This is a genomic window from Pseudonocardia sp. UM4_GMWB1, assembly GCF_017312155.1.
Lineage (GTDB): Bacteria > Actinomycetota > Actinomycetes > Mycobacteriales > Pseudonocardiaceae > Pseudonocardia > Pseudonocardia alni.
The window spans coordinates 1226298-1246618 of record NZ_QJPN01000001.1 but is presented as its reverse complement, the minus strand read 5'-3'; the positions used below and the strand labels follow the sequence as shown (position 1 = coordinate 1246618).

Annotated in this window: 20 protein-coding genes, 1 tRNA gene and 1 pseudogene; 10 read left to right on the top strand and 12 right to left on the bottom strand. The window is 74.0% G+C overall.

Features of this window, described 5'->3' with window-relative positions; genetic code table 11:
- Window positions 1–106: 106 nt before the first annotated feature.
- A complete protein-coding gene (locus DMP15_RS06085; protein WP_073576505.1) occupies window positions 107–1807 on the top strand; it encodes a class I adenylate-forming enzyme family protein in 1701 nt (566 codons plus the stop codon).
- A gap of 210 nt (window positions 1808–2017) precedes the next feature.
- Window positions 2018–2539: a hypothetical protein gene (locus tag DMP15_RS06080; RefSeq protein ID WP_157818347.1), complete on the top strand. Its 522-nt coding sequence runs from the start codon at window positions 2018–2020 to the stop codon at window positions 2537–2539.
- Between the two features lie 6 nt (window positions 2540–2545).
- Here DMP15_RS06080 and DMP15_RS06075 read toward each other — a convergent pair whose 3' ends face one another.
- Complete coding sequence (locus DMP15_RS06075) at window positions 2546–2776, bottom strand: hypothetical protein (RefSeq protein ID WP_224401401.1); 231 nt, start codon at window positions 2774–2776, stop codon at window positions 2546–2548.
- A gap of 211 nt (window positions 2777–2987) precedes the next feature.
- Between DMP15_RS06075 and tenA the strand changes: the two genes are divergently transcribed.
- Window positions 2988–3656, top strand: coding sequence for a thiaminase II (tenA, locus tag DMP15_RS06070; protein WP_100878750.1), 669 nt, complete (start codon window positions 2988–2990; stop codon window positions 3654–3656).
- Window positions 3657–3671: 15 nt separating this feature from the next.
- Here the strand turns inward: tenA and DMP15_RS06065 are convergent, their stop codons facing one another.
- The 3 genes from DMP15_RS06065 to DMP15_RS06055 all read right to left on the bottom strand — a co-directional run bounded on the left by DMP15_RS06065 (window position 3672) and on the right by DMP15_RS06055 (window position 6341).
- A complete protein-coding gene (locus tag DMP15_RS06065; protein ID WP_073576508.1) occupies window positions 3672–4076 on the bottom strand; it encodes a phage holin family protein in 405 nt (134 codons plus the stop codon).
- Complete coding sequence (locus DMP15_RS06060; protein WP_100880685.1) at window positions 4073–5323, bottom strand: serine hydrolase domain-containing protein; 1251 nt, start codon at window positions 5321–5323, stop codon at window positions 4073–4075. Before DMP15_RS06060 ends, DMP15_RS06065 begins: the two co-directional genes overlap by 4 nt.
- 217 nt (window positions 5324–5540) lie before the next feature.
- A complete protein-coding gene (locus DMP15_RS06055) occupies window positions 5541–6341 on the bottom strand; it encodes a class I SAM-dependent methyltransferase (RefSeq protein ID WP_157818348.1) in 801 nt (266 codons plus the stop codon).
- A 209-nt stretch (window positions 6342–6550) separates the two neighbouring features.
- Between DMP15_RS06055 and DMP15_RS06050 the strand changes: the two genes are divergently transcribed.
- Together DMP15_RS06050 and DMP15_RS06045 are read left to right on the top strand one after the other, a co-directional pair.
- Complete coding sequence (locus DMP15_RS06050; protein ID WP_100878752.1) at window positions 6551–7546, top strand: patatin-like phospholipase family protein; 996 nt, start codon at window positions 6551–6553, stop codon at window positions 7544–7546.
- A gap of 94 nt (window positions 7547–7640) precedes the next feature.
- A complete protein-coding gene (locus DMP15_RS06045) occupies window positions 7641–7904 on the top strand; it encodes a hypothetical protein (RefSeq protein ID WP_161151855.1) in 264 nt (87 codons plus the stop codon).
- Between the two features lie 63 nt (window positions 7905–7967).
- Here DMP15_RS06045 and DMP15_RS06040 read toward each other — a convergent pair whose 3' ends face one another.
- Window positions 7968–8177 (bottom strand): FDXHR family putative zinc-binding protein, encoded by a 210-nt coding sequence (locus DMP15_RS06040; RefSeq protein WP_202417011.1) that lies wholly within the window; start codon window positions 8175–8177, stop codon window positions 7968–7970.
- A gap of 19 nt (window positions 8178–8196) precedes the next feature.
- On the bottom strand, window positions 8197–9363 hold the full coding sequence (locus DMP15_RS06035; protein WP_337825530.1) for a GNAT family N-acetyltransferase: 1167 nt from the start codon (window positions 9361–9363) through the stop codon (window positions 8197–8199).
- 91 nt (window positions 9364–9454) lie between these two features.
- Between DMP15_RS06035 and DMP15_RS06030 the strand changes: the two genes are divergently transcribed.
- Complete coding sequence (locus DMP15_RS06030; RefSeq protein ID WP_337825529.1) at window positions 9455–11092, top strand: CocE/NonD family hydrolase; 1638 nt, start codon at window positions 9455–9457, stop codon at window positions 11090–11092.
- Between the two features lie 149 nt (window positions 11093–11241).
- On the opposite strand, the gene DMP15_RS06025 is transcribed toward DMP15_RS06030, so the two are convergent.
- Complete coding sequence (locus DMP15_RS06025; protein WP_073576513.1) at window positions 11242–11607, bottom strand: hypothetical protein; 366 nt, start codon at window positions 11605–11607, stop codon at window positions 11242–11244.
- Between the two features lie 734 nt (window positions 11608–12341).
- On the opposite strand from DMP15_RS06025, the pseudogene DMP15_RS06015 reads away from it, so the two are divergent.
- Together DMP15_RS06015 and DMP15_RS06010 are read left to right on the top strand one after the other, a co-directional pair.
- Window positions 12342–12954, top strand: a pseudogene (locus tag DMP15_RS06015) (FMN-binding negative transcriptional regulator).
- A gap of 90 nt (window positions 12955–13044) precedes the next feature.
- Window positions 13045–13566: an ArsR/SmtB family transcription factor gene (locus DMP15_RS06010; protein ID WP_337825527.1), complete on the top strand. Its 522-nt coding sequence runs from the start codon at window positions 13045–13047 to the stop codon at window positions 13564–13566.
- Window positions 13567–13628: 62 nt separating this feature from the next.
- On the opposite strand, the gene DMP15_RS06005 is transcribed toward DMP15_RS06010, so the two are convergent.
- The 3 genes from DMP15_RS06005 to DMP15_RS05995 all read right to left on the bottom strand — a co-directional run bounded on the left by DMP15_RS06005 (window position 13629) and on the right by DMP15_RS05995 (window position 15694).
- Complete coding sequence (locus tag DMP15_RS06005; RefSeq protein ID WP_217266912.1) at window positions 13629–14231, bottom strand: LuxR C-terminal-related transcriptional regulator; 603 nt, start codon at window positions 14229–14231, stop codon at window positions 13629–13631.
- Window positions 14232–14446: 215 nt separating this feature from the next.
- On the bottom strand, window positions 14447–14911 hold the full coding sequence (locus tag DMP15_RS06000) for an STAS domain-containing protein (protein ID WP_073576516.1): 465 nt from the start codon (window positions 14909–14911) through the stop codon (window positions 14447–14449).
- 510 nt (window positions 14912–15421) lie between these two features.
- Complete coding sequence (locus DMP15_RS05995; protein ID WP_139282882.1) at window positions 15422–15694, bottom strand: ATP-binding protein; 273 nt, start codon at window positions 15692–15694, stop codon at window positions 15422–15424.
- Between the two features lie 224 nt (window positions 15695–15918).
- Between DMP15_RS05995 and DMP15_RS05990 the strand changes: the two genes are divergently transcribed.
- Window positions 15919–17859 (top strand): GAF domain-containing SpoIIE family protein phosphatase, encoded by a 1941-nt coding sequence (locus DMP15_RS05990; protein ID WP_073576517.1) that lies wholly within the window; start codon window positions 15919–15921, stop codon window positions 17857–17859.
- Window positions 17860–18142: 283 nt separating this feature from the next.
- On the opposite strand, the gene DMP15_RS05985 is transcribed toward DMP15_RS05990, so the two are convergent.
- Window positions 18143–18224, bottom strand: a tRNA-Tyr gene (locus DMP15_RS05985).
- 96 nt (window positions 18225–18320) lie between these two features.
- On the opposite strand from DMP15_RS05985, the gene DMP15_RS05980 reads away from it, so the two are divergent.
- On the top strand, window positions 18321–18812 hold the full coding sequence (locus DMP15_RS05980; protein ID WP_062397949.1) for a YajQ family cyclic di-GMP-binding protein: 492 nt from the start codon (window positions 18321–18323) through the stop codon (window positions 18810–18812).
- 10 nt (window positions 18813–18822) lie between these two features.
- Here the strand turns inward: DMP15_RS05980 and DMP15_RS05975 are convergent, their stop codons facing one another.
- The gene (locus DMP15_RS05975; protein ID WP_073576876.1) at window positions 18823–20310 is read right to left on the bottom strand and encodes an amidase; all 1488 of its coding nucleotides are present in this window, start codon (window positions 20308–20310) and stop codon (window positions 18823–18825) included.
- Window positions 20311–20321 lie beyond the last annotated feature (11 nt).

The window sequence follows — 20321 nt, the reverse complement described above, 5'->3', positions numbered from 1 at the left end:
CTAGGGTCGGTCGTGCCGCACGTCACCGGCAGACCGATGGAGGTCGCATGGTCGTCCACGGGCTCGTCCCGTCGTCCCGGACCGGCAGCGGGGCGGGGGTGACCGCATGATCGCCCGTTCGCCCGCCCCGGACCTGGACGTGCCCGCCCTGCCCGCCTCCGCGACGCTCCGCGGCGCGGCCGACCGGTTCGGCGACGCGACGGTCCTGCACCAGGCCGGGCACGAGGTCACCTTCCACGGGCTGCTGGCCCGCGCCTCGGCGTTCGCGCACGCGCTGCACGCCGACGGGGTCGGCCGCGGCGACGTCGTCGCACTGCACCTGCCGAACTGCCCGCAGTACGCGATCGGTTACTGGGGGACGCTGCTGGCCGGGGCGACCGTCACCCCGGCGAACCCGCTGCTCGCCCCGGACGACCTGGGCGCGCAGCTCGCGGACGCGGGGGCGGCCGTCGTCGTCAGCTGGGAGGCGGCGCTGCCCGCGGTGCTCGCCGCGCGGCCGGCGACGTCGCTGAAGCGCGTGCTCGTCACCGGCGCCCACGGCGACCCGGAGCAGCTGCCCCCGGAGGTGACCGGGCTCCGGGCGCACCTCGACGGCAGGCCGGCCACCCCGCCGGGCACCGACCTGGAGGTGGACCCGGACCGCGACCTCGCCCACCTGGCCTACACCGGCGGCACCACCGGCCGGTCCAAGGGCGTGCGGGTCACCCACCGGCACGTGCTCACCAACGCGCTGCAGGCCGCCTGCTGGGGCACCGGCGCCCGGCCGGACGTGACCGCCACCGCGCACGGGCCCGGCGTCGTCCTGGCCGATCCCGGTCCGGCGACGGAGTTCCCGACCCCGATCGGCACCGGGCGGGCGATCGGGATCGCCCCCTGGTTCCACGCCATGGGCACGATCGGCGGGCTCAACGTCCCGCTGCTCACCGGGACGACGACGATCGTGCACGCCCGCTTCGACCCGCGCGCCTATCTGGCCGACGCCACCCGGTTCGCCGTGACCTCGCTGTCCGGCGCGCCACCGGTGTACGCGGCGCTGCTCGCCCACCGCGAGGCCGCCGGGGACCTGTCCTCGGTGCGGTCGCTGACCTCGGGCGCGGCACCGCTGCCGGTCGAGATCATCCGGGCGCTGCGCGACTGGTTCGGCGAGGACCTGGTCATCTCCGAGGGCTACGGCCTGACCGAGGTCACGATGGCCGCCACCCTCGGCCCCGCCGCCCGGTCCGCGGACCGGCGCCCGGGCACCGTCGGGTTGCCGATCGCGGGCACCGAGATCCGCATCTCCGGACCGGACGGCGAGGAGCTCGACGCCGGCGCCGAGGGCGAGGTGTGGATCCGCGGGCCGCAGGTCACCGGCGGCTACCACCGGCGCCCGGCCGAGACCGCGGCCGCCTTCGACGGCGACGGGTGGCTGCACACCGGCGATGTCGGCGTCCTCGACGGCGACGGCTACCTGCGCATCGTGGACCGGCTCAAGGACATGCTGCTCCACAAGGGCTACAACGTGTACCCGCGCGACCTGGAGGAGCGGCTGCTGGCGCTGCCGGGCGTGACCGGTGCGGCCGTCGTCGGGCGCCCGGTGGGGGTCGACGGCGAGCACCCGGTCGCGTTCCTGACCACCGCGACCGGCGCCGACGGGGCCGCGGTCCGCGCCGCCGTCGACGGCCTGAACGAGCGCCTGCTGCCCTACCAGCGGCTGCGGGAGGTGCACCTGGTCGGGGCGATCCCGGTCTCGGCGGCGGGGAAGGTGCTCAAGCGGGACCTCCGCGAGCAGCTGCCGACCCTGTCCCCGGACGTGGCGAAGGAGTGACGAACAGTCACTCCTCGTGAGGAAGAGGGGCCTGCACGGGTGGGCAGGTACGTCCGATGGGTGGAGTAGTCACTCCGACGGTTGGCGTAGGGGATGACCGGATAACAGGCTGGTCGTACGACACGACAGACGGGTGGAAGCAGGAGCCGGCGGCGCGCACCGGATCCCGAAGAACCCCGTTTCGACTCCCCCGAGATCGTGGTGATCGTCATGTCCGCGCCCGCCGTCCACATCCCCAGCCCGCGCCGCCCCCTGGGCGCCGTCCCCCTCTCCCCGTCGGTCCCCGCACCGCGGGCCGGTGGGACCGGTCGTGCGGACCGGGTCGAGGGGCGGCACCGCCGTCGCGAGGACCACGTCGACCTGCCGGCGCCCCGCCGGGAGCGTCCGCGGTCGACCTCGCCGCTGACGCCGGGCATCCCCGCACCGCGACCGGCGTCGCCGGGGTCGTCGGCGTCGCGGCCGGGTGCGGCGGCGCAGCACTCCACCGCCGGGGCGCGAGGACACACCACCGAGACCCCGGCTACCGGCACCGCTCCCCGCGGGGTCCGGACCGGCGCCGTACGCACCGGCGGGCCGTCGGCCGTCGCACGCACCCTGGACGTCCTCGGCCGGGTCGGAAGCATCACCACGATCGCCGCGATGCTGGTCCTGTCCGCCGCACTGGCCGGGCTCGCCGACGGCACCCCGCCGAGCGGTGCGGCCGCCGAGGTCGCCGTGGCGACCCTGCGCTGAGCGGGGTCAGGCCGCGTCGGAGCGCGCCGCCCGGTCCGGCGGCACCGCCTTCATGACGTGGTCGACCAGGTCCAGGACCATGCGGTTCCCGCCGAGGCGGTACCCGAAGTCCTCCCAGCCGAGCAGCTCGCGCGAGATCAGCTCGCCGACCGGCCCGGGGTAGATCCGGGTCGCACGGAACGCGGCCGCGCGGATCCGCATCTTCTCGTGGTGATCCATGGGTTGCGGGTCGCTCATACCCTCACCTCCACGTCAGGGGGACTGGACGTGGCGCGTCCTCCACACTGAGCGGCTCGCCTGCGTTCCATGGTGACACCCCCACGCCGCAGTACCGGGCGACGTGCGCAGGATCTCAGGCACCGTGTCACCGGGGTGTTCCCCGCCGGTCACGCCGGCGTTGCGGGGTCGATCACACGACCGGCCGGGCCCCGGTGGATACCGTGGCCGCATGGCCGACCGCACCCGGGACCTGCTCTGGTCCGACGTCGACACCCTGTACGGGGCGATCCTCGCCCACCCGTTCGTCACCGGGCTGACCGACGGCTCGCTTCCGCACGAGACGTTCCGGCACTACATCGTCCAGGACGCGCACTACCTGCGCGGCTACGCCACGGCGCTCGCCGTGTGCGCGGCGAAGGCTCCGACCGACGACGACACCCTCATGTTCGCCGAGCACACCGCCGGCGCGATCGCCGCCGAGCGGGAGCTGCACGCCGACCTGCTGGGCGCGCTCGGCCTCACCTCGGAGCAGGCCCGCGAGCTGCCGGTCGCCCCGGCCACCCGCGCCTACGTCAGCTACCTGCTGGCGGCCGCCTACGGCGGGTCCTACGCCGAGGGCGTCGCCGCGGTGCTGCCCTGCTACTGGATCTACGGCCGGGTCGGCGAGCACCTGGTCGGCGCCGGATCCCCCGACCCGGTCTACCAGCGCTGGATCGACATGTACGCGGGCGAGGAGTACCACGCCGTCGTCGAGGCCGTGCTGGACGCGACCGACCGGGTCGGCGCCGCCGCGTCGACGGGGGAGTTCGCCCGCATGCGCGAGCACTTCACGACGACCTCGCGCTACGAGTGGATGTTCTGGGACGGCGCGTACCGCCGGGAGACCTGGCCGGTCTGAGCCCGGCCGGTCGCCTCAGCGGTTGTCGAGCCGGTCCGGGATCACCAGGTGCAGGAAGAACGACACGATCCCGACGACGATCGCGCCCCAGAACGCCGCCCAGAACCCGTCGACGGTGAACGGCAGGTTCAGCACCGACGACAGCCAGCCCGTCAGCAGGAACATGAGCGCGTTCACCACGAGCGCGAACAGACCCAGCGTGAGGATGTAGAGCGGGCAGCCCAGCGTCGCCACGATCGGCTTGACCACGGCGTTGACCAGGCCGAACACCAGGGCCACGCCGATCAACGTGAGGATCGAGGTGGAGGTGCCGGCGCTGTCCAGCCGGATGCCGCCGACCAGCACCGTCGCCACCCACAACGAGGCGGCGACGACGAGCGTGCGGATGGTGAAGGTGAGCACGGGGCTCGGTGGGGTCATCGGTCGGTCACCGCCTGCTGGACCAGCGTCTGGAGCTGGGATCGGATCGGATAGGTGCTGGAGGGGACGAGCTGGGTCATGAAGACGACCACCAGGTCGTCGACGGGGTCCACCCAGAACGCGGTGGAGGCCAGCCCGCCCCAGGCGAAGGTGCCCTCGTTGGCGAAGCCCTTCGTCGCCGCCCCGTCGACGACGACGGAGAAGCCGAGCCCGAAACCGACACCGGCGAACGCCGACTCGGAGAAGATGGGCCGCCCGACGGTGTCGAGGTCGGCGCCGCCGGGCAGGTGGTTGCGGGTGGCCCGGGCCAGGGTGCGCGGGCCGAGGATGCGAGCGCCGTCGAGCTCGCCGCCGCGGGCGAGCATCCGGGCGAACCGCAGGTAGTCGCCGGTGGTGGACAGCAGTCCGCCGCCGCCGGAGAGGAAGGTGGGCTCGCGGGTCGCGGACCGGGCGAGCACCTTGTTCTCGACCAGACCGCCGCCGGGGCGGGCGTTGTAGAGCGTCGCGAGCCTGCCGGCCTGCGCGGACCCCTCCGGCACCCAGAACGCGGTGTCGGTCATCCCGAGCGGGCCGGTGATCTCCTCGCGGAGGAACTCGTCGAGCCGGCGTCCGGACGCGACCTCGACGATACGGCCGAGCACGTCGGTGGCCACCGAGTAGTTCCACTCGCGGCCCGGCTGGAACAGCAGCGGAAACGACGCGAAGTGCTCGCTCGCGGCCGCGAGGTCCATCCCGGACGGGGCGCCGAACTCGAAGCCCTTGGAGCGGTACATCTCGTCGACGGGGTGGGCGTGGTGGAAGCCGTAGGTCAGGCCCGCGGTGTGGGTCAGCAGATGGTGCACCCGCATCGGCTCGACGGCCGCGTCGGTCCCCGGATTGAGCGCCGAGCCGCCGCGGTAGACGCGCTGCTCGGCGAACGCCGGGATGTAGCGCGACACCGGGTCGGTGAGCTCCAGGGCGCCTCGCTCGGCGAGCATCAGGACCGCGACCGAGGTGATCGGCTTGGTCATCGAGTAGATGCGCCAGAGCGTGTCGTCGGTCACCGGAGCGGCGGAGTCGAGGTCGCGGACGCCGAGGTGGGTCAGGTGCGCGAGCCGGTCGTGCCGGGCGACGGCGATCGTCGCGCCGGCGAGGCGGCCGTCGTCGACGTAGCGGCGGAAGTGGCTGTCGATCCGGGCCAGCCGGGCGGGGTCGAGGCCGACCTCCGCCGGGTCCGCCTCGAGCGTGCCGAAGGTCGGGGAGGTCACGATCACGACCCTACCCGCGGGCCGCGTCCACAGTTCTGACGATCCTGCGGCCCGGCGCGTCACCCGGCGGACGCCCGCTCGTACTACCGGAAGTGCCCTGCGGGGCACGCGGACACCGGCGGGGGCCGGTGCCCGCCCACGCGTCGTGGCCGGTCCGAACGGGGAGCCCGGGCGGGCCACGGCGCGGCCGGGCCGGAGCGACGCGGACCCGAGCGGCTCAGACCGGCACGATCTCGTAGCGGGCCAGGCGCTCGCCGCGCAGCGCGGTCGCCCGCAGCGCCGCGGCCAGTGCCCGCGACGCCCGCGGCAGCCGGGCCGCGATCTCGGCGGGTGGGGTCGCGGCGTCGCAGGAGGCGGCCAGGCGCAGCCCCCACGGCTCCAGCTCGCGCGGGTCCTCGCAGGTCCAGTCGACCTCCAGCTCGCGCAGCGGGCCCGCGGCGAGCCGCCCGGCCGCGCCCCGGGACAGCAGGTCGGTGACGAGCTCGGCGCCCGGGAGCATCCGCGCGGCGGTGAACACGATCCGCTGCACGCCCTGCTCGGGCAGCAGCGTCAGCACCCGGTCGGAGACGACCAGGTGCGGGCCGGGCAGGTCGCGGGCCAGCTCCAGCCAGTCCTCGTCGAGCGCGGACCCGGCCACCAGGTGCGCCGGGCCCGCCAGCAGCTCGCGGCGCAGCTCGGCCACCCCGGGCAACTCGACGTCGACCCAGTGCGCCGGGCCGTCGTCGCCGAGCCGTCCCGCGCGGTCACCCAGCCCCGGTCCCAGCTCGACGACGGTCCCGCCCGGGTGCCGTCGTGCGAATCCGCGCACCCACTCGTCGAGGACCGCGACCCGCAGCAGCGTGGAGAGCGTGTCGGCCCGCCCGGGCGCCGAGCCCAGGTCGAGGTCGTCCGCGACGACGGCGGCGGCGTGGTCCCCGACCACCGGATGGCGGCGACGGGCGTCGCGGGCCCTGGCGTGTGCCGCGGGCAGCGACGTCGCCTCGAGCGCCTGCAACCGCGGACGGCGTCGTTGCGTCACGGTGTCCTTCCCCCCTCCAGCGGGCCTCCGCGAGGGCGTCGGCGCTGGTCGCGCGAACGTACTAGTTGCGCGACGAGGCACCCGAGCCGGGAGGCGCCGGGCGGTGGACGGTCCGCGGGCGGTGGACGGTCCGCGGTCGGTGGCTCGTGAGCGGTCCCCGGACACCGGGGCGCCGCCGCCGCGGGGCCGCGGGGCCGCGGACCTCCATGATGGGGGGCGTGCCTCCCGCCCTCCTCACCTCCGCCGCGCACGGCGACACCGAGGTCCTGCGCCTGCTCGAGCGCCGCCGCGACACCGGGCGCCGCCCCGGCCGGCACGCCGACGGGGCACGGATCGCGCTGGTCGTCGGCGGGGGCGGGATGCGCGGCTCCTACGCGGCCGGGATGGTGCACGCGCTGTCCGACCTCGGGCTCGCCGCCGGCGTCGACGAGGTGTGGGGCAGCTCGGCCGGGGCGTTCGTCGGGACGGCGCTGGTCATGGGGCACGGAGCCGAGGTGTCCCGGGTGTTCGAACGGGACATGGCGTGCCGCGAGTTCATCGACCCGCGCCGGTTCGGCACCCGTCGCCCGATGGTGTCGTTGGACCACCTGTTCGACCGGATCCTGGTCGACTCCCTCCCCACCGACTGGTCGCGGCTGGTGGACCCGCCGGTCCCGCTGAACGTCGTGGTCACCGGTGCGGTCGACCTGCGCCCGCGGGTGCTGACCGCGCTGCCCGACGGGGCCACGTGGAGGGCCGCGATGCGGGCGACGGCCGCGATCCCGCTGCTGGCGGGCCCCCCGGTACGGGTCGGCACGGGCGAGGACGCCGAGGACTTCATCGACGGCTCGGTCGGCGACCCGCTCCCGGTCGCACGGGCCCTGCGCGACGGCGCCACGCACGTCCTGGCCCTGCTCACGCGCACCGCCGACGACCTCACCGGCATCCCGCCGGACGCCCGCACCCCGCTGTGGGCCCGCTCACTGGACCGGCTCGCGCCGGGCCTGGGCCGGATGGCGCAGGACGCCGCCCGGCACGGCGAGTGCCTGCCCCTGCTCGCCGACGCCGCGCACCCGGACCGGGCCGGGGCGCACCTGCTGACGCTGAGTCCGCACTCCCCCGCCGGCGTCCACGGCCTGTCCACCGACCCCGGGCGGGTCGCCGCCGCGGCCCGGATCGGCTACGAGACGGTGCTGTCCGCGACGGCCCCGGCCGCCGCGGCCTGAGCCCCCTCCCGCCCGTGCGCCGATGACTTCGGCGCGGCCGGGCGGTCGGAGCTGGTGTGGGCACCGTGCCCGTACCGGACCCGGGGGGTGGCCCATGCGCGACGACGCGCCGTCGCGGGTGCGGACCCGCACCGTCGTGCTCGCCCCCGGCGAGGTCCACCCGCACGTCGAGGACGAGTGGCGGGGCGCCGTCGTCGTGGTCGACGCCGGCCGGATCGAGCTCTGCTGCGCCGCGGGCGGGAGCCGGACCTTCGGTACCGGGTCGGTGCTGTGGTTCACCGGGCTGAACCTGGTCCGGGTCCGCAACCCCGGGCGGGACGAGGCGGTGTTCCGCGGCATCACCCGCGGGCCGCCCTGACCCCGGTCCCCCTCGGCCCGCCGTGTCGAGCGGCCCGCCGCGTCGAGTGCCCGCCGCCTCGGGTCAGCCCGCCGCGTCCAGCGCCCGCTGCCAGATCCCGTTGCGCGTGGCGACGAGGCCGAGCTCGCGCGGGTCGGTCACGCACACGCCACGGGGGCGGTGGGTGTCCCACAGCTGCGCGTCGTCGAAGACGGCTCCGCAGCCGCCGAACCGGCGGCAGCAGTGCGCCCGGTCCGGTCCCACCCACTCGGTACCGCAACAGGACATCCGCATGATCCGCACGGCGGGCAGGCTACGGGGCACCCCCGACAGTTCCGGTGGGCGCCGGGATCGGGTCGGTGGCGAGCAGGTCGTACCAGACCCCGTCGTCGACGATCTCGTTCTCCGTGCCGTGCACACCGTCGGCCCGCGGGCGGCCCCACAGCCGGAACCCGGCGCGCTCGGCGACGCGGCGGCTGGCGGTGTTGTCCGCCGCGGCGCCGAGCTGCAGCCGGTGCCGGCCCATCCCGCCGTCGGCGACCGGGGTGAACGCGTGCCGCACGACCCGTCGGACCGCGGCGGACACCACGCCGCGGCCGCGGGCGTCGGGGTGGGCGCGGTAGCCGACCTCGCCACCGGTCGGGGTGTAGGCCCGGTCGGTGCCGAACACCGAGACGGTGCCGAGGTAGCGGTCGTCGTCCGGGTCGGCGATCACCCAGCCGACACCGGAGCCCAGGGAGCGTTTCAGCGGGTGGTCGCGCAGCCAGCGACGTGCGTCGTCGTCGGTGTAGGGCACCGGGAGGGTGGCGCTCCACCAGCGGGCGAGGGGGTCGTTGCCCGCCTCGACGTGCCGGGCGAGGTCGGCCCCGGCGGGCGGGCGGAGCCGGACGCTCTCGCCGTCGAGCACCGGGTGCGGCCACCACGTCGTCGCCGGGGGCCGGTCGGCGACGGGTGTGCCGGGCAGCAGCACGGCGGTCCAGGCGTCGACGAGGTCGTCGCCGGCCCGCAGCGCCCGGGTGCGGACACCCTCGAAGCGGAACCCGCAGGCGTGTGCCACGCGCCAGGACGCGACGTGCCCGGCACGGCAGTCCCAGTGCAGGGCGGCGAACCCGGCGACGTCGAAGCCACAGTCGGCGGCCAGCCGCAGCGCACGGCTCGCGAGCCCCCGTCCGCGCGCCCACGGCGCGAGCAGGTAGCCGACCGACGGCAGCGGGTCGCGGCGCAGGTCGATCGAGCCCGCGTAGCGCGGGCGGCGGTCGCACGCGGCCTCCACCGCCCACACGTGGTGACGGCCGGTGGCCCACCGGCGACGGGCGAGGTCGATCCACTCCCGGGCCCGGCCCTCGCCGGAGGTCGGATCGAGCGAGGTCCAGCGGTGCACGACGGGATCGCGGTACACCTCGAGCATCCCGGGGACGTCGGATCCGGTGTGCGCGCGCAGGGTCACGACCCCGTCGGTGAGTACGGGAGGGACGGTCACGGCGACACCGTCACCGGCCACGCCCGGTCGGGGCAACCGGGTTCTCCTACGATCGGACCTGTCCGCAGGGGGCGGGCGAGGGGGAGGTGTCATGGCCGGGCTCACGGAGCGACTGGTCGACCGCAGGCTGGGCTTCGGTGCCGACGAGCCGTACGTGCGCGAGCGTGACCTGCGGGTCCCGCTCTCCGACGGTGTCGTCCTGCTCGCCGACCTCTACCGGGCCCCCGGCCCGCTCCGGCCGCGTCCGACGGTGCTGATGCGCACCCCCTACGGCCGCGACGGCCTCGGGTCGATCATCGGTTCGCTGCTGGCGCGCCGCGGCTTCCAGGTGCTGGTGCAGTCCACCCGCGGCACCTTCGGCTCGGGCGGGCAGTTCCGCCCGTTCCTGCACGAGAGCTCCGACGGTCTGGACACGCTCGCCTGGGTGCGCGGGCAGACCTGGTGCGACGGCCGCATCTCGATGGTCGGCCCCAGCTACGTCGGGCACACCCAGTGGGCGGTCGCCCCCTACGCCGACCCGGGTCTGTGCTCGATGAACGCCGACATCACCGCGTCGGAGTTCACCAGTACCTTCTACCCGGGCGGCGCGCCCGGCCTGCTCAACCTCGCGACCTGGGTGAACCAGATCGGCCGCCAGGAGCGCATCGGCGCGGTCACCGGCTTCCTCGCGACGCCGGTGTTCAGCCGTCGCAAGCGCCGCGCGGTGACCTCCCAGCCGCTGCAGGCCGCGGACGTCGCGCTGACCGGGGCGCCGGTGGTGTTCTGGCGGGACTTCGTCGAGCACGCCGAGCAGCCGCGCGAGTTCTGGGCGCCCGCCGAGCACGACGGTTTCGACGCCGCCGCGATGCCGCCGGTCTGCATGGTGACCGGCTGGTGGGACCTGTTCCTGGACCGTCAGCTGGTGGACTTCACCGCGCTGCAGCGCGGCGGGGCGACGGCGCGGATCACGATCGGCCCGTGGACCCACGGCGACCGCGGCTCGCTGTCGACCATCGCCCACGAGATGGTCCACTGGCTGGGCGTGCACCTGCACGACGGCGAGCACGACGAGCGCGCGCCGGTCCGGGTGTACGTGCAGCACGCCGACCGCTGGACCGACCTGCCGTGCTGGCCGCCGCCGGAGGCCCGCCCGACCGAGTGGTACCTCGACGCCGACGGCGAGCTGGGCCCGGACCGGCCGGCCGGGACACCCCCGCCGTCACGGTTCGTCTACGACCCCGCCGACCCGACACCGACGGTCGGGGGCCCGATGCTCCAGCCGCCGTCCAAGCAGCTGGACAACCGCGCCGTGGAGGCCCGCGACGACGTGCGCGTCTGGACCGGCCCGCCGCTGGAGTCCGACCTGGACCTGCTCGGTCCGGTGTCGGCCGTGGTCTACGTGCGTACCGGGACGGGGATCGGCGACGTGTTCGTACGCCTGTGCGATGTCGGCCCCGACGGGACCTCGATGAACATCACCGACGCGATGCACCGGCTGGTGCCCGACCGCGAGGCGACCGCCCCGGACGGCACGACGGTCGTCCGGATGACGCTGAGCCCGACCGGGTACCGCGTGCGGGCCGGGCACCGGCTCCGGGTGCAGGTCGCCGGCGCGGCGTTCCCGCGCTTCGCCCGCAACCCGGGAACGGGAGAGCGGACGGCGACCGCGGTCGACGGGGAACGGATCTCCTACGAGCTCCTGCACGATTCCGAGCATCCCTCGCACGTGGTGTTGCCGCACCACCCCTGAATTCGGGGCCCACCATCCACCTTTTCCGGCTGTCCCCGGAAATGCGGAGATCCCCCGCTCCGGTCGGAAGAGCGGGGGATCTCCGGAAGTGCAGAGTCACGGATGACGGGAAGACGGTCCCGTCATCGTGCCCGGTGGTGCAGGTGCACTCAGTCCTGGATGTTGGTCTGGCTGTCGCCCTGCGAGCAGTCGCTGAAGGACGGGGCGTCCTCACCGTTGGTGGCCTGGCCACCCAGGATGCCGAGGACGCTGGCGGCGACGTCGGCGCTGTTCAGCGAGCAGCTGAGCACGTTGGCGTTGTTGAGGGCGTTGACGTCGCCGACGTTGACCAGACCGGACTGGACGCTGTTGCGGTCGTTCTCCAGGTTGTTGATCTGGTCGGCGTTGATGCGGTCGCCGCCGTGGCCGTGCCCGTGGCCCTTGTCCCAGCCGCCGTCACCCGCGAAGGCGAGCGGGGAGATGGCGAGCAGACCAGCGGTGACGCCGGCGGTCAGGATTCCAGCCTTCTTCAGCACAGTTATTTCTCCGTTGTGTACGGGGTCCGATGTCGGACCGGCGTGTTCGGCGTGGGTTCGGGAGCCCCGCCGATGCACAGAACGCTATCCGGTCCGTCCCCGATCCAACGAACTTTCTACCACTATCGGACGATGGGCATTACTGACCGCGAGGTTATTGCTCTCTTCCGGCAGCCGGGAATCGGCGTGGGCGTCGCTTCCGGACGCCGTCCGCGACGGATCGTCACCACAGTGGACCCGAACGGACGCGTACCCTTTTCTCGGAACACGCTCCGTGATGCACCATCCGCACGGCCGTGTCGCCGCGTCACCCTGTCGTAGTGACATGCGGGGTATCGCGACACCGGATCGCACTCTCCGACGGACGAATCCACCCCGGAAGAGTGGGTTGGAACCCGCTCGAGCAGCGGCGTGCCGCCGTCTGCTGTCGACGCCGATGACACGCACCGCCCGGATCGCCCGACCTGCGACGCCCCCCCCCCCCGCCGCGGAACTGCTCACCGCGGCGTTCCTCGACCACCCGTTCACCCGTCACACGATCGATGCGGTCGAGCACCCCGCGACCTCTGGGCGCGAGCCAGGAGCTGCTGCTGCGCGAGGTCGGCGTCCCGCACGGCCCGGACCGGCCGGCCACGACGAGTGGCCCCTGAGAACGGCCCGGGAACGGCCCTCCGGGAACGCCGCGGCGCCGGGCACCCTGGGGGGCCGACCACGCCCGGAGGAGAGGACCCGCCGTGTACGTCCCCGCCCACTTCGCCCACACCGACGAGGACGTCCGGCAGCTCCTCGCCCGCCCCGGTGCCGCGGACCTGGTCACGGCCGGCCCGGAGGGACTCGACGCGACGCTGCTGCCGTTCGTCCACGACCCCGACCGGCGGCGCCCTGCTCGGTCACCTCGCCCGGAACAACGACCACTGGACCCGCGTCGACGGCAGACAGGGGCTCGTCATCGTCCGCGGGCCGGACTCCTACGTCAGCCCGTCCTGGTACGCGTCGACGGCCGAGCACGGCCGGGTCGTGCCCACCTGGAACTACGTGACCGCCCACGTCCGCGGCACCGTGGTCGTCCACGACGACGTCGACTGGCTCGACGCCGTCGTGCGGCGCCTGACCGACCTGCACGAGGCCGGCCGGCCCGCGCCCTGGAGCGTCGACGACGCCCCGGAGGCGTTCGTGCGGGGGCAGCTGCGCGCGATCGTGGGCGTCGAGCTGCGGATCGAGAGGATCGAGGCGAAGCTCAAGCTGAGCCAGAACCGGCCGGCCGCCGACGTCGACGGCGTGGTGGGCGGGCTCGAGGCCGCCGGGGACCACGCGGGCGCCCGGGCGGTGGCGGCACACCGCCGGTGACGGACGACGACCGGACACCGGGCCCGTCCGCCGCGACGGGCTCGCGGTGTTCCCTCATCGTGTTCTCTGAACTGGCATCGCCTCATGGCGATGAATTGCCCTGACGTCGGCCCGGCGGTGGCGCTGTTCCGGTCGCTGGTCGACCCGGCACGGCTGGCCATCATGCTGCGGCTCGGCCGGGGCGAGGCCCGCGTGGTCGACCTGACCCGCCGGCTGGGTCTCGCCCAGTCGACGGTGTCGGAGCACCTGGCCTGCCTGCGGGACTGCTGTCTGATCGACTCCCGGGCCGAGGGACGCCAGTCCTACCACCGCCTCGTGCGCCCGGAGCTGCTCGACCTCCTGCGCAGCGCCGAGACGGTGCTCGGCTCGGCCGGAGCCGTGGCCGACTCCCGGCAGGCGCTGTTGTGCACCTACCTGTCGGCCGCCGTGCTCGTCGGGCTCGTCCTCACCGCCACCCTCGGCCGGTGGTGGGCCGATCCCGTGGCAGCGCTGGTGCTCGCGGCCGTGGCCGTGCGCGAGGGCGGGAACGCGTGGCGGGGTGAGGGCTGCTGCGCCCCTCAGGTCGGCGCCGTCGCGGGGGCCGACGCGTGTCCGGCCGACCGCTGTCGCTGACGGGCCGTCCGACCCGTCGTCCGGTCGCCGCCGGACACGAACATGCCGACGTCAGGACGACGTCACGGCTCCGACGGTCTCCGATCCGGTGCGATCGAGCCCGCGTCGGCGATCGCGTCATGGAAGAAGGCGACCGCCTCGAGCTGGGAGGCGACCTCGAGTTTGGCCAGGAGAGAACTGATCTGCGTGCGGACCGTCGACAGCGAGATCGACAGGACCCGGGAGATCACCGCAGCCCGATGGCCGGTGGCCAGCAGCCGGAGAACCTGCAGTTCGCGTGGAGACAACCTCCGCACGTGGCCCGACCGCACCTCCACCCGCCAGCAGTACCGGGCGTAGTCGTCCAGCCACCGAGCCCGGTCGCCACCACTCATCACCAACTGGTGGCCGGCGACCGCGGCCACGACAGTGAGCAAGGTCTCCAGCGGCGCCGACTTCGGAACCGCACCGAGTGCACCTGCCATGATCATCGCCCCCAGCATCGGGCCGTCGTGGCGTCCCGCCAGAGCCACCACCCGACACCCCGTCCGGGTCAGCGCGGCGACCAGATCCGGAACGCGGACGTCCCACCCGCTCGTCGCCGAGCCGATCGCCGGCTCCATCAGCACGACTCCTGGCGGATACGCGCCGGCGGCCGCCAGCATGACGTCGTGCGGACCGAGCACGATCTGGTGTGCCTCGTTCCCAGCCCGCCGCAGTGCCAGGCACAGTGCCGTGCCGACCAGGTCGTGTCCGTCGATGACCAGCACGGTCGTGCAGCCGTGGCCCTCGCCCGTCCCGTCGGGCGGGATGACGGGAGGGGCAACCGGGGGCGCGGGCCGGGACGCCGTCGACCGCGGCGCGCCCTCGGCGCCCACCGGCCCTTCGTCCACCCCGGTCGTCACGTCGCCACGCCGCGACCGGCCCGCCGGCCCGCCACGTCGGCGGTGGTCGTCCCCGTGGTGTAGGCCAGGACGGCGGCCTCCTCGTCGGGGAACATCCGGATCCGGTCGAGCATGCTCCGGCTCCGCGTCGGCAGCCGATCGGTCCGTCCGGTCACACCGGAGAGCCAGACGGTGACCCCGAGTCGTGCGGCCTCGAACGGTGCATGTCGCAGCGTCGCGACGCCGCCCGCGTCGATGGTCGTGGTCGCAGCCAGATCGATGACCACGTGCGTCTTGTCGGCGAGACCGGCCTGGATGAGTTCCAGCTGGGCGTCGAGCAGGCGCAGGACCCGAACTGCCAGGCCCGCATCGAGCCGACCGGCCACGTAGATGAACCACAACCGGGGATGCGTCGATCCGTCGGGGTCGAATGCGGATGTGACGGGCCGGTCCGACGAGGCCTTGACGGCGATACCTGACATGGAGGGTTGCGCTCCTTGCTCGATCGGAGTGTCCCGGGGCCGGAGCCGACACCTGACTCACGTGTCCGATCCGGGTCTGCGTGAGTCGGTGAACGGAGTGGACGACCACTCCGGTCCGACCCTGTGTCCGAGGATTTCGGTAGCATCCAGCGCTTCCACGACGGGCCGGTGGACGTCGCCGGACCGGGAGGAGCGCGCCGACCGTCGAGTCGTAGCGCCACCCGCATACATGCCGAACGGTGGAACAGCCACGCCGATCGAGAATCGCGCGCTCGCGCGGCTCTCGAAGCCGGCATGCCACCGCCACTCCTGCGGAACGGCGCACTCGCACAGTCGCGAACGGGTCGTCTCCGGGTTCCAGGGCAGTCGGACGAGCGTGACCGCCGTGCCCGACCTTGGCTAGCACCGTTCGGCGGATCTCGTCACCGGTGGCACCGGCGCACGCTGTGAGAGCGGTGCGCGCGAGCCCGTGCGGCCGGCGCCGCGGCGCGGACCTTCCCGGCCGAGGGGTCACTCCGCGATGTCGATGACAGCCCACACTGTCTTGCCGTCGCGGGTCCGTCGCACGCCCCACGAGGCGAAGGCGCTGATGAGCGTCAGCCCCCTACCGCGATTGCTGCCGAGGCGGGATCGTCCTGGGGTGAGCACACCCTCGGGGTCGGTGTCGTCGACCTCGATCAGCCATCCACCCGGCGTGGGGCGGATCCGGACGTCGCCGCCACCACCGACGTGATCGACCGCGTTGGCCACCAGCTCCGTGCAGACCACCTCGGCGCGGAACACCAGGTCGTCGACCGCAGGGAGGTGCTCACGGATCCACCGGCGCAACAACGGCAGGCACGAGTGATCGAGGTACGGGTGGGACAACGACCGGGTCATCCTGCCCCCTCGGTCGAGTGTCACGAACTGGACGTCCGATCCGACCATCGGTAAGCAGTACCCACGACCCTGCGTCATCATTCGCAGACCACCCGACGACTGGTGTGAGCCGGACGCCCAGGAGCAGGATGCCCGAGGACATCACGAGCGGCACGATGGAGCCGGCTCCCGAGTGCGCTGCCCTCTACAGCCCGGAGCGGCTGACGGCTCTACGGCGCTCGGGGCTCGGGTCGGAGTCGGATCCGGAGATGGAACGCTTCGCCGCCTGGGTCCGTCGCGCGCTGGCGACCCCGATCGCTCTGGTGACTCTGGTGCAACCCGACCGGCAGGTGTTCCCCGGGATGGCGGGGTTGACCGGGCCTGCCGCCATCGCCCGGTCGACCCCGTTGACGCACTCGTTCTGCCAGTACGTGGTCACCTCAGGGCAGTCCCTGGTCATCGCTGACGCCCGGATGGACCCTCGGTTCAGGGACAACCTGGCGATCCCGGACCTCGGCGTCATCGCCTACGCCGGGATGCCGCTGACCGACGAGCACGGCCGTGTCCTCGGATCGCTCTGCGCCATCGACAACGAGCCCCGCCGGTGGACGGCGGAGGAGACCATCGCCCTCGGCGAGATCGCCCGATCGTGCTCGACCGAGCTGCGCCTCCGCCTGGCCCGGTACGACACCAGCACCGAGACCATCCTCCGCGCCGAGGCCGATTCCGTCCAACGGCGCGCGCACCTGCGTGGCCAGATGCTGTTGCGAGCCTCGCAGTCCTTCACCGACACGAGCACCGTGCCCGGCGTCCGAGCGCGCATCGACGAACTGCTCGGGGGCGAGCTGGCCCCCTCCTACGTCGAGACCGTCCTGCGCGACAGGACAGGTCGTCTGCACAGCCTGCCTGCCGATGCCCGTTCACCGGCAGAAGCCGGGGATCTCGATGGTGCCGTCGACATCGATCCGACTGTGGACCAGCGACTGACCACGACGCTCCGCGTGCGCACCCCAGCGGCGATCGCGATCCGGGAACAGCGCGTCGTGCACTACGGGAACCAGGACGACCTCGCCGCAGCACACCCGGCCGAGGCGGCCGAGGCGATGCGACGCCGTGGCGTGCACACCGTCGTCGCTGCCCCGGTCCCGGGCCGCGGTGCTCCCGCCGGTGCGATCCTGCTCGGCTGGGACCGGCCCGATGCGGTGGAGACCGCGGACCTGCTCACGATCGCCACCATCGCCGGTTACGCCGGGCAGGCACTCGAACGTGCCCGGGACCTGCACCACCGCACCTCCGTGGCCCACGAGATGCAGAACGCCATGCTGACGGTGCTCCCCGACATCGACGGACTCACCATGGCCGCCCGCTACATCCCGGCCGACGCCCGACTCAACGTCGGCGGGGACTGGTACGACGCCACGGTGATGACCCACCCCGGGCGCCCGGACGTCCCGATGGTCGGGATCTCGGTGGGCGACATCGTCGGCCACGACCTCCCCGCCGTCACGCTGATGGGACAGACCCGGTCCATGCTGCGCCAAGCAGCGTGGGACCACTCCGGCCGACCGCCCTCGACCGTGCTCTCGGCCTTCGAGACCGCGAACCACGAACTCCGCCTCGGCGCCGCAGGCACCGCCGTGCTCGCCTACACCCACCGCACCGCCGACGGCCGGTGGCTCCTGCGCTGGACCAACGCCGGCCACCCGCCGCCGATCCTGATCCACCCCGACGGCAGCACCGAACTGCTCACCGACCACGACGCCCTGTTCGGGTTCGACTTCACCATCGGCCAGGAGCGCGCGGACCACGAACGTGTCGTCGAGCCCGGCTCCACACTGCTGCTGCACACCGACGGCCTGGTCGACGGCCCCGGCCTCGATGTCGACACCGCCACCGACGCACTGCTCGCCACCATCGAGCAGGTATCTCCTGGGACACCCGATGACATCGTCGATGCCGTGATGGCGACGCTCTCCGACCCCGCCCACGACGACGCCGTCGCACTCGCGATCCACTTCGACGCCCCGGCCCCAGCGGTCGCATCAGATGCCGTTGCTCCTCCATGGGAGAGAGCCCCCACTCCGCGCTGAGGGGCCGGGTGGCCGGACACGGCGCGGCGAACGGGCCGGGGGTGTAGTGGGCGAGCGACGGGGCAGGCGTGGCCGGCCCCGCGCCGCCGCGACGAGCACGACACCACCACCGAAGGCCGGCTGTTCCGCGGTGCCCGGGGTGGCCCGCACGCCGCGGTGCCCACCTGGTTCGACGGCCGTGTCCCCGCCCCGCAGGTCCCGTCCTGGGCCGGACACACCGGGACAACGAAAAAGACCCCCGGTTCCGGCGTTTCCGCTGGTCGGGGGTCTCTTTCACCTGCTGTGGCTGGTCCAGGATTCGAACCTGGGAAGGCTACGCCGACGGATTTACAGTCCGCTCCCTTTGGCCGCTCGGGCAACCAGCCGGGGTGCACGTCGCTCTTGCTGAGTGCGTGAACGAGGATACGACACGACCGACGGCCCCCGACGAGGGGGCCCCGACCGACCCGAGGGAGTGACCGATGGCCGACCCGTCGTTCGACGTCGTGAGCAAGGTGGAGCGGCAGGAGGTGGACAACGCCCTGAACCAGGCCGCCAAGGAGCTGTCGCAGCGCTTCGACTTCCGCGGCACCAACACGACAGTCGCATGGGCCGGCGAGGAGGCCGTGACCTTCGAGTCCGACACCGAGGAGCGGCTGCTCGCCGGGATCGAGGTGTTCAAGGAGAAGCTGATCAAGCGCTCGATCAGCCTGAAGGCCCTCGAGGTGGACGAGCCCCAGCTGTCGGGCAAGGCCTACAAGGCCGGCGGCAAGATCCTGCAGGGCATCGCGCAGGACAAGGCCAAGGAGATCAGCAAGGCCATCCGCGACGAGAAGCTCAAGGGCGTCCAGGCCCAGATCCAGGGCGACCAGCTGCGCGTCTCGGGCAAGAAGAAGGACGACCTGCAGGCCGTCATCGCGCTGCTCAAGTCCAAGGACTTCGGCATCGCGCTGCAGTTCACGAACTACCGGTAGCCGGACCGGCTCACCGGCCCCGGACCGCGGGCCGCAGGTGCGCCCACGGCCGCGCCCGCTCCAGCTGCGCCGCCAGGGCGAGCAGCAGCGGCTCGGACCCCGGCCGCCCGACGAACTGCACGCCCAGCGGCAGCCCGGACGCCGTCCGGTACAGCGGCACCGACGACGCGGGCCGCCCGGTCAGGTTCGCCAGCTGGGTGTAGGGCACCGGGGCGAAGTTGGCGTCGACCAGGCTCTCGACCAGGCCGAGCCGTCCGAACAGGCCGGACGCGCCGGCCCGCAGCAGCGCCTGCGCGCCGATCCGGGCCGGGGCGGGCAGCGCCAGCTCCCCGATCGGCCACGGCGGCCGGGCCAGGGTCGGGGTGAGGAGCAGGTCGTAGCGCTCGTGGAATGCGGCCAGCGCGCGGGTGTGGTCCTGGCGGCGGGCGAGCGCGGCGAGGTAGTCCGGCGCGGGGGTGGCGCGGCCGATCGCGGCCATGACCCGGGTCTCGATCTCGAAGGCGTCGTCGCCGCAGCCGGTCAGCGCCCGCGCCGCCGCCACCTGGGCCGAGATCGTGGAGAACCAGGTGGTGAGGAAGTCGGTGGCCAGCGCCCGGCCGTCGAGGGCGGGGGCGGACTCCTCCACGACGTGCCCGAGGGAGGTCAGCAGCTCGGCGGCGTCGGTGGCCGCGGCGACCGCCTCGGGGTCGACGTCGGTGCCCAGCGGCGAGGCGGTGGCCAGCCCGATCCGCAGCGGCGCCGGGTCGTCCCGGACGGCGTCGGCGTAGGGGCGCTCCGGCGGACGCACGATGTAGGGGCCCTCCGGCTCCGGCCCGGCCGACACGTCGAGCAGGGCCGCCGAGTCCCGCACGGTCCGCGACAGCACGCCCTGCACCGCCGCGCCGTGGAAACCCTCGGCGACGTCCGGCCCGGACGGCGTCACGCCGCGGCCCGGCTTGAGCCCGAACAGCCCGCAGGCGGCGGCCGGGATGCGGATGGAGCCGCCGCCGTCGCTCGCGCCGGCCGCGGGGACGATCCCGGCGGCGACGGCCGCGGCGGACCCGCCGGAGCTGCCGCCGGGAGTGCGGCCGGGGTCCCACGGGTTGCGGGTCGGGCCGCCGAGCGCGGGCTCGGTGACGGCGCGGGCACCGAACTCGGGGGTGGCGGTCCGTCCGAACACGACGAGACCGGCCTCGGTCCAGCGCCGGACCACCGTCGACGTCTCGGGGCGCGGATGGTCGGCGAGCGGACGGGAGCCGGACGCCGTCGGGACCCCGGCGAGGTGCTGGGCGAGGTCCTTCACCAGGAACGGGACGCCCGCGAACGGCCCGGTCAGCGGGCCGCGTGCGCGGGAGCGGGCGGCGTCGTCGAGGCGCAGTCGGATGGCGTTGAGGCCCGGCTCGACGGCGTCGGCGCGGGCGACGGCGGCCTCCAGCAGGTCGGCCGCGCTCACCTCACCCGCGGCGACGAGTGCGGCCAGCCCGACGGCGTCGTGGCTGCGGTAGTCGTCCCAGGAGATCCCCACGGCGG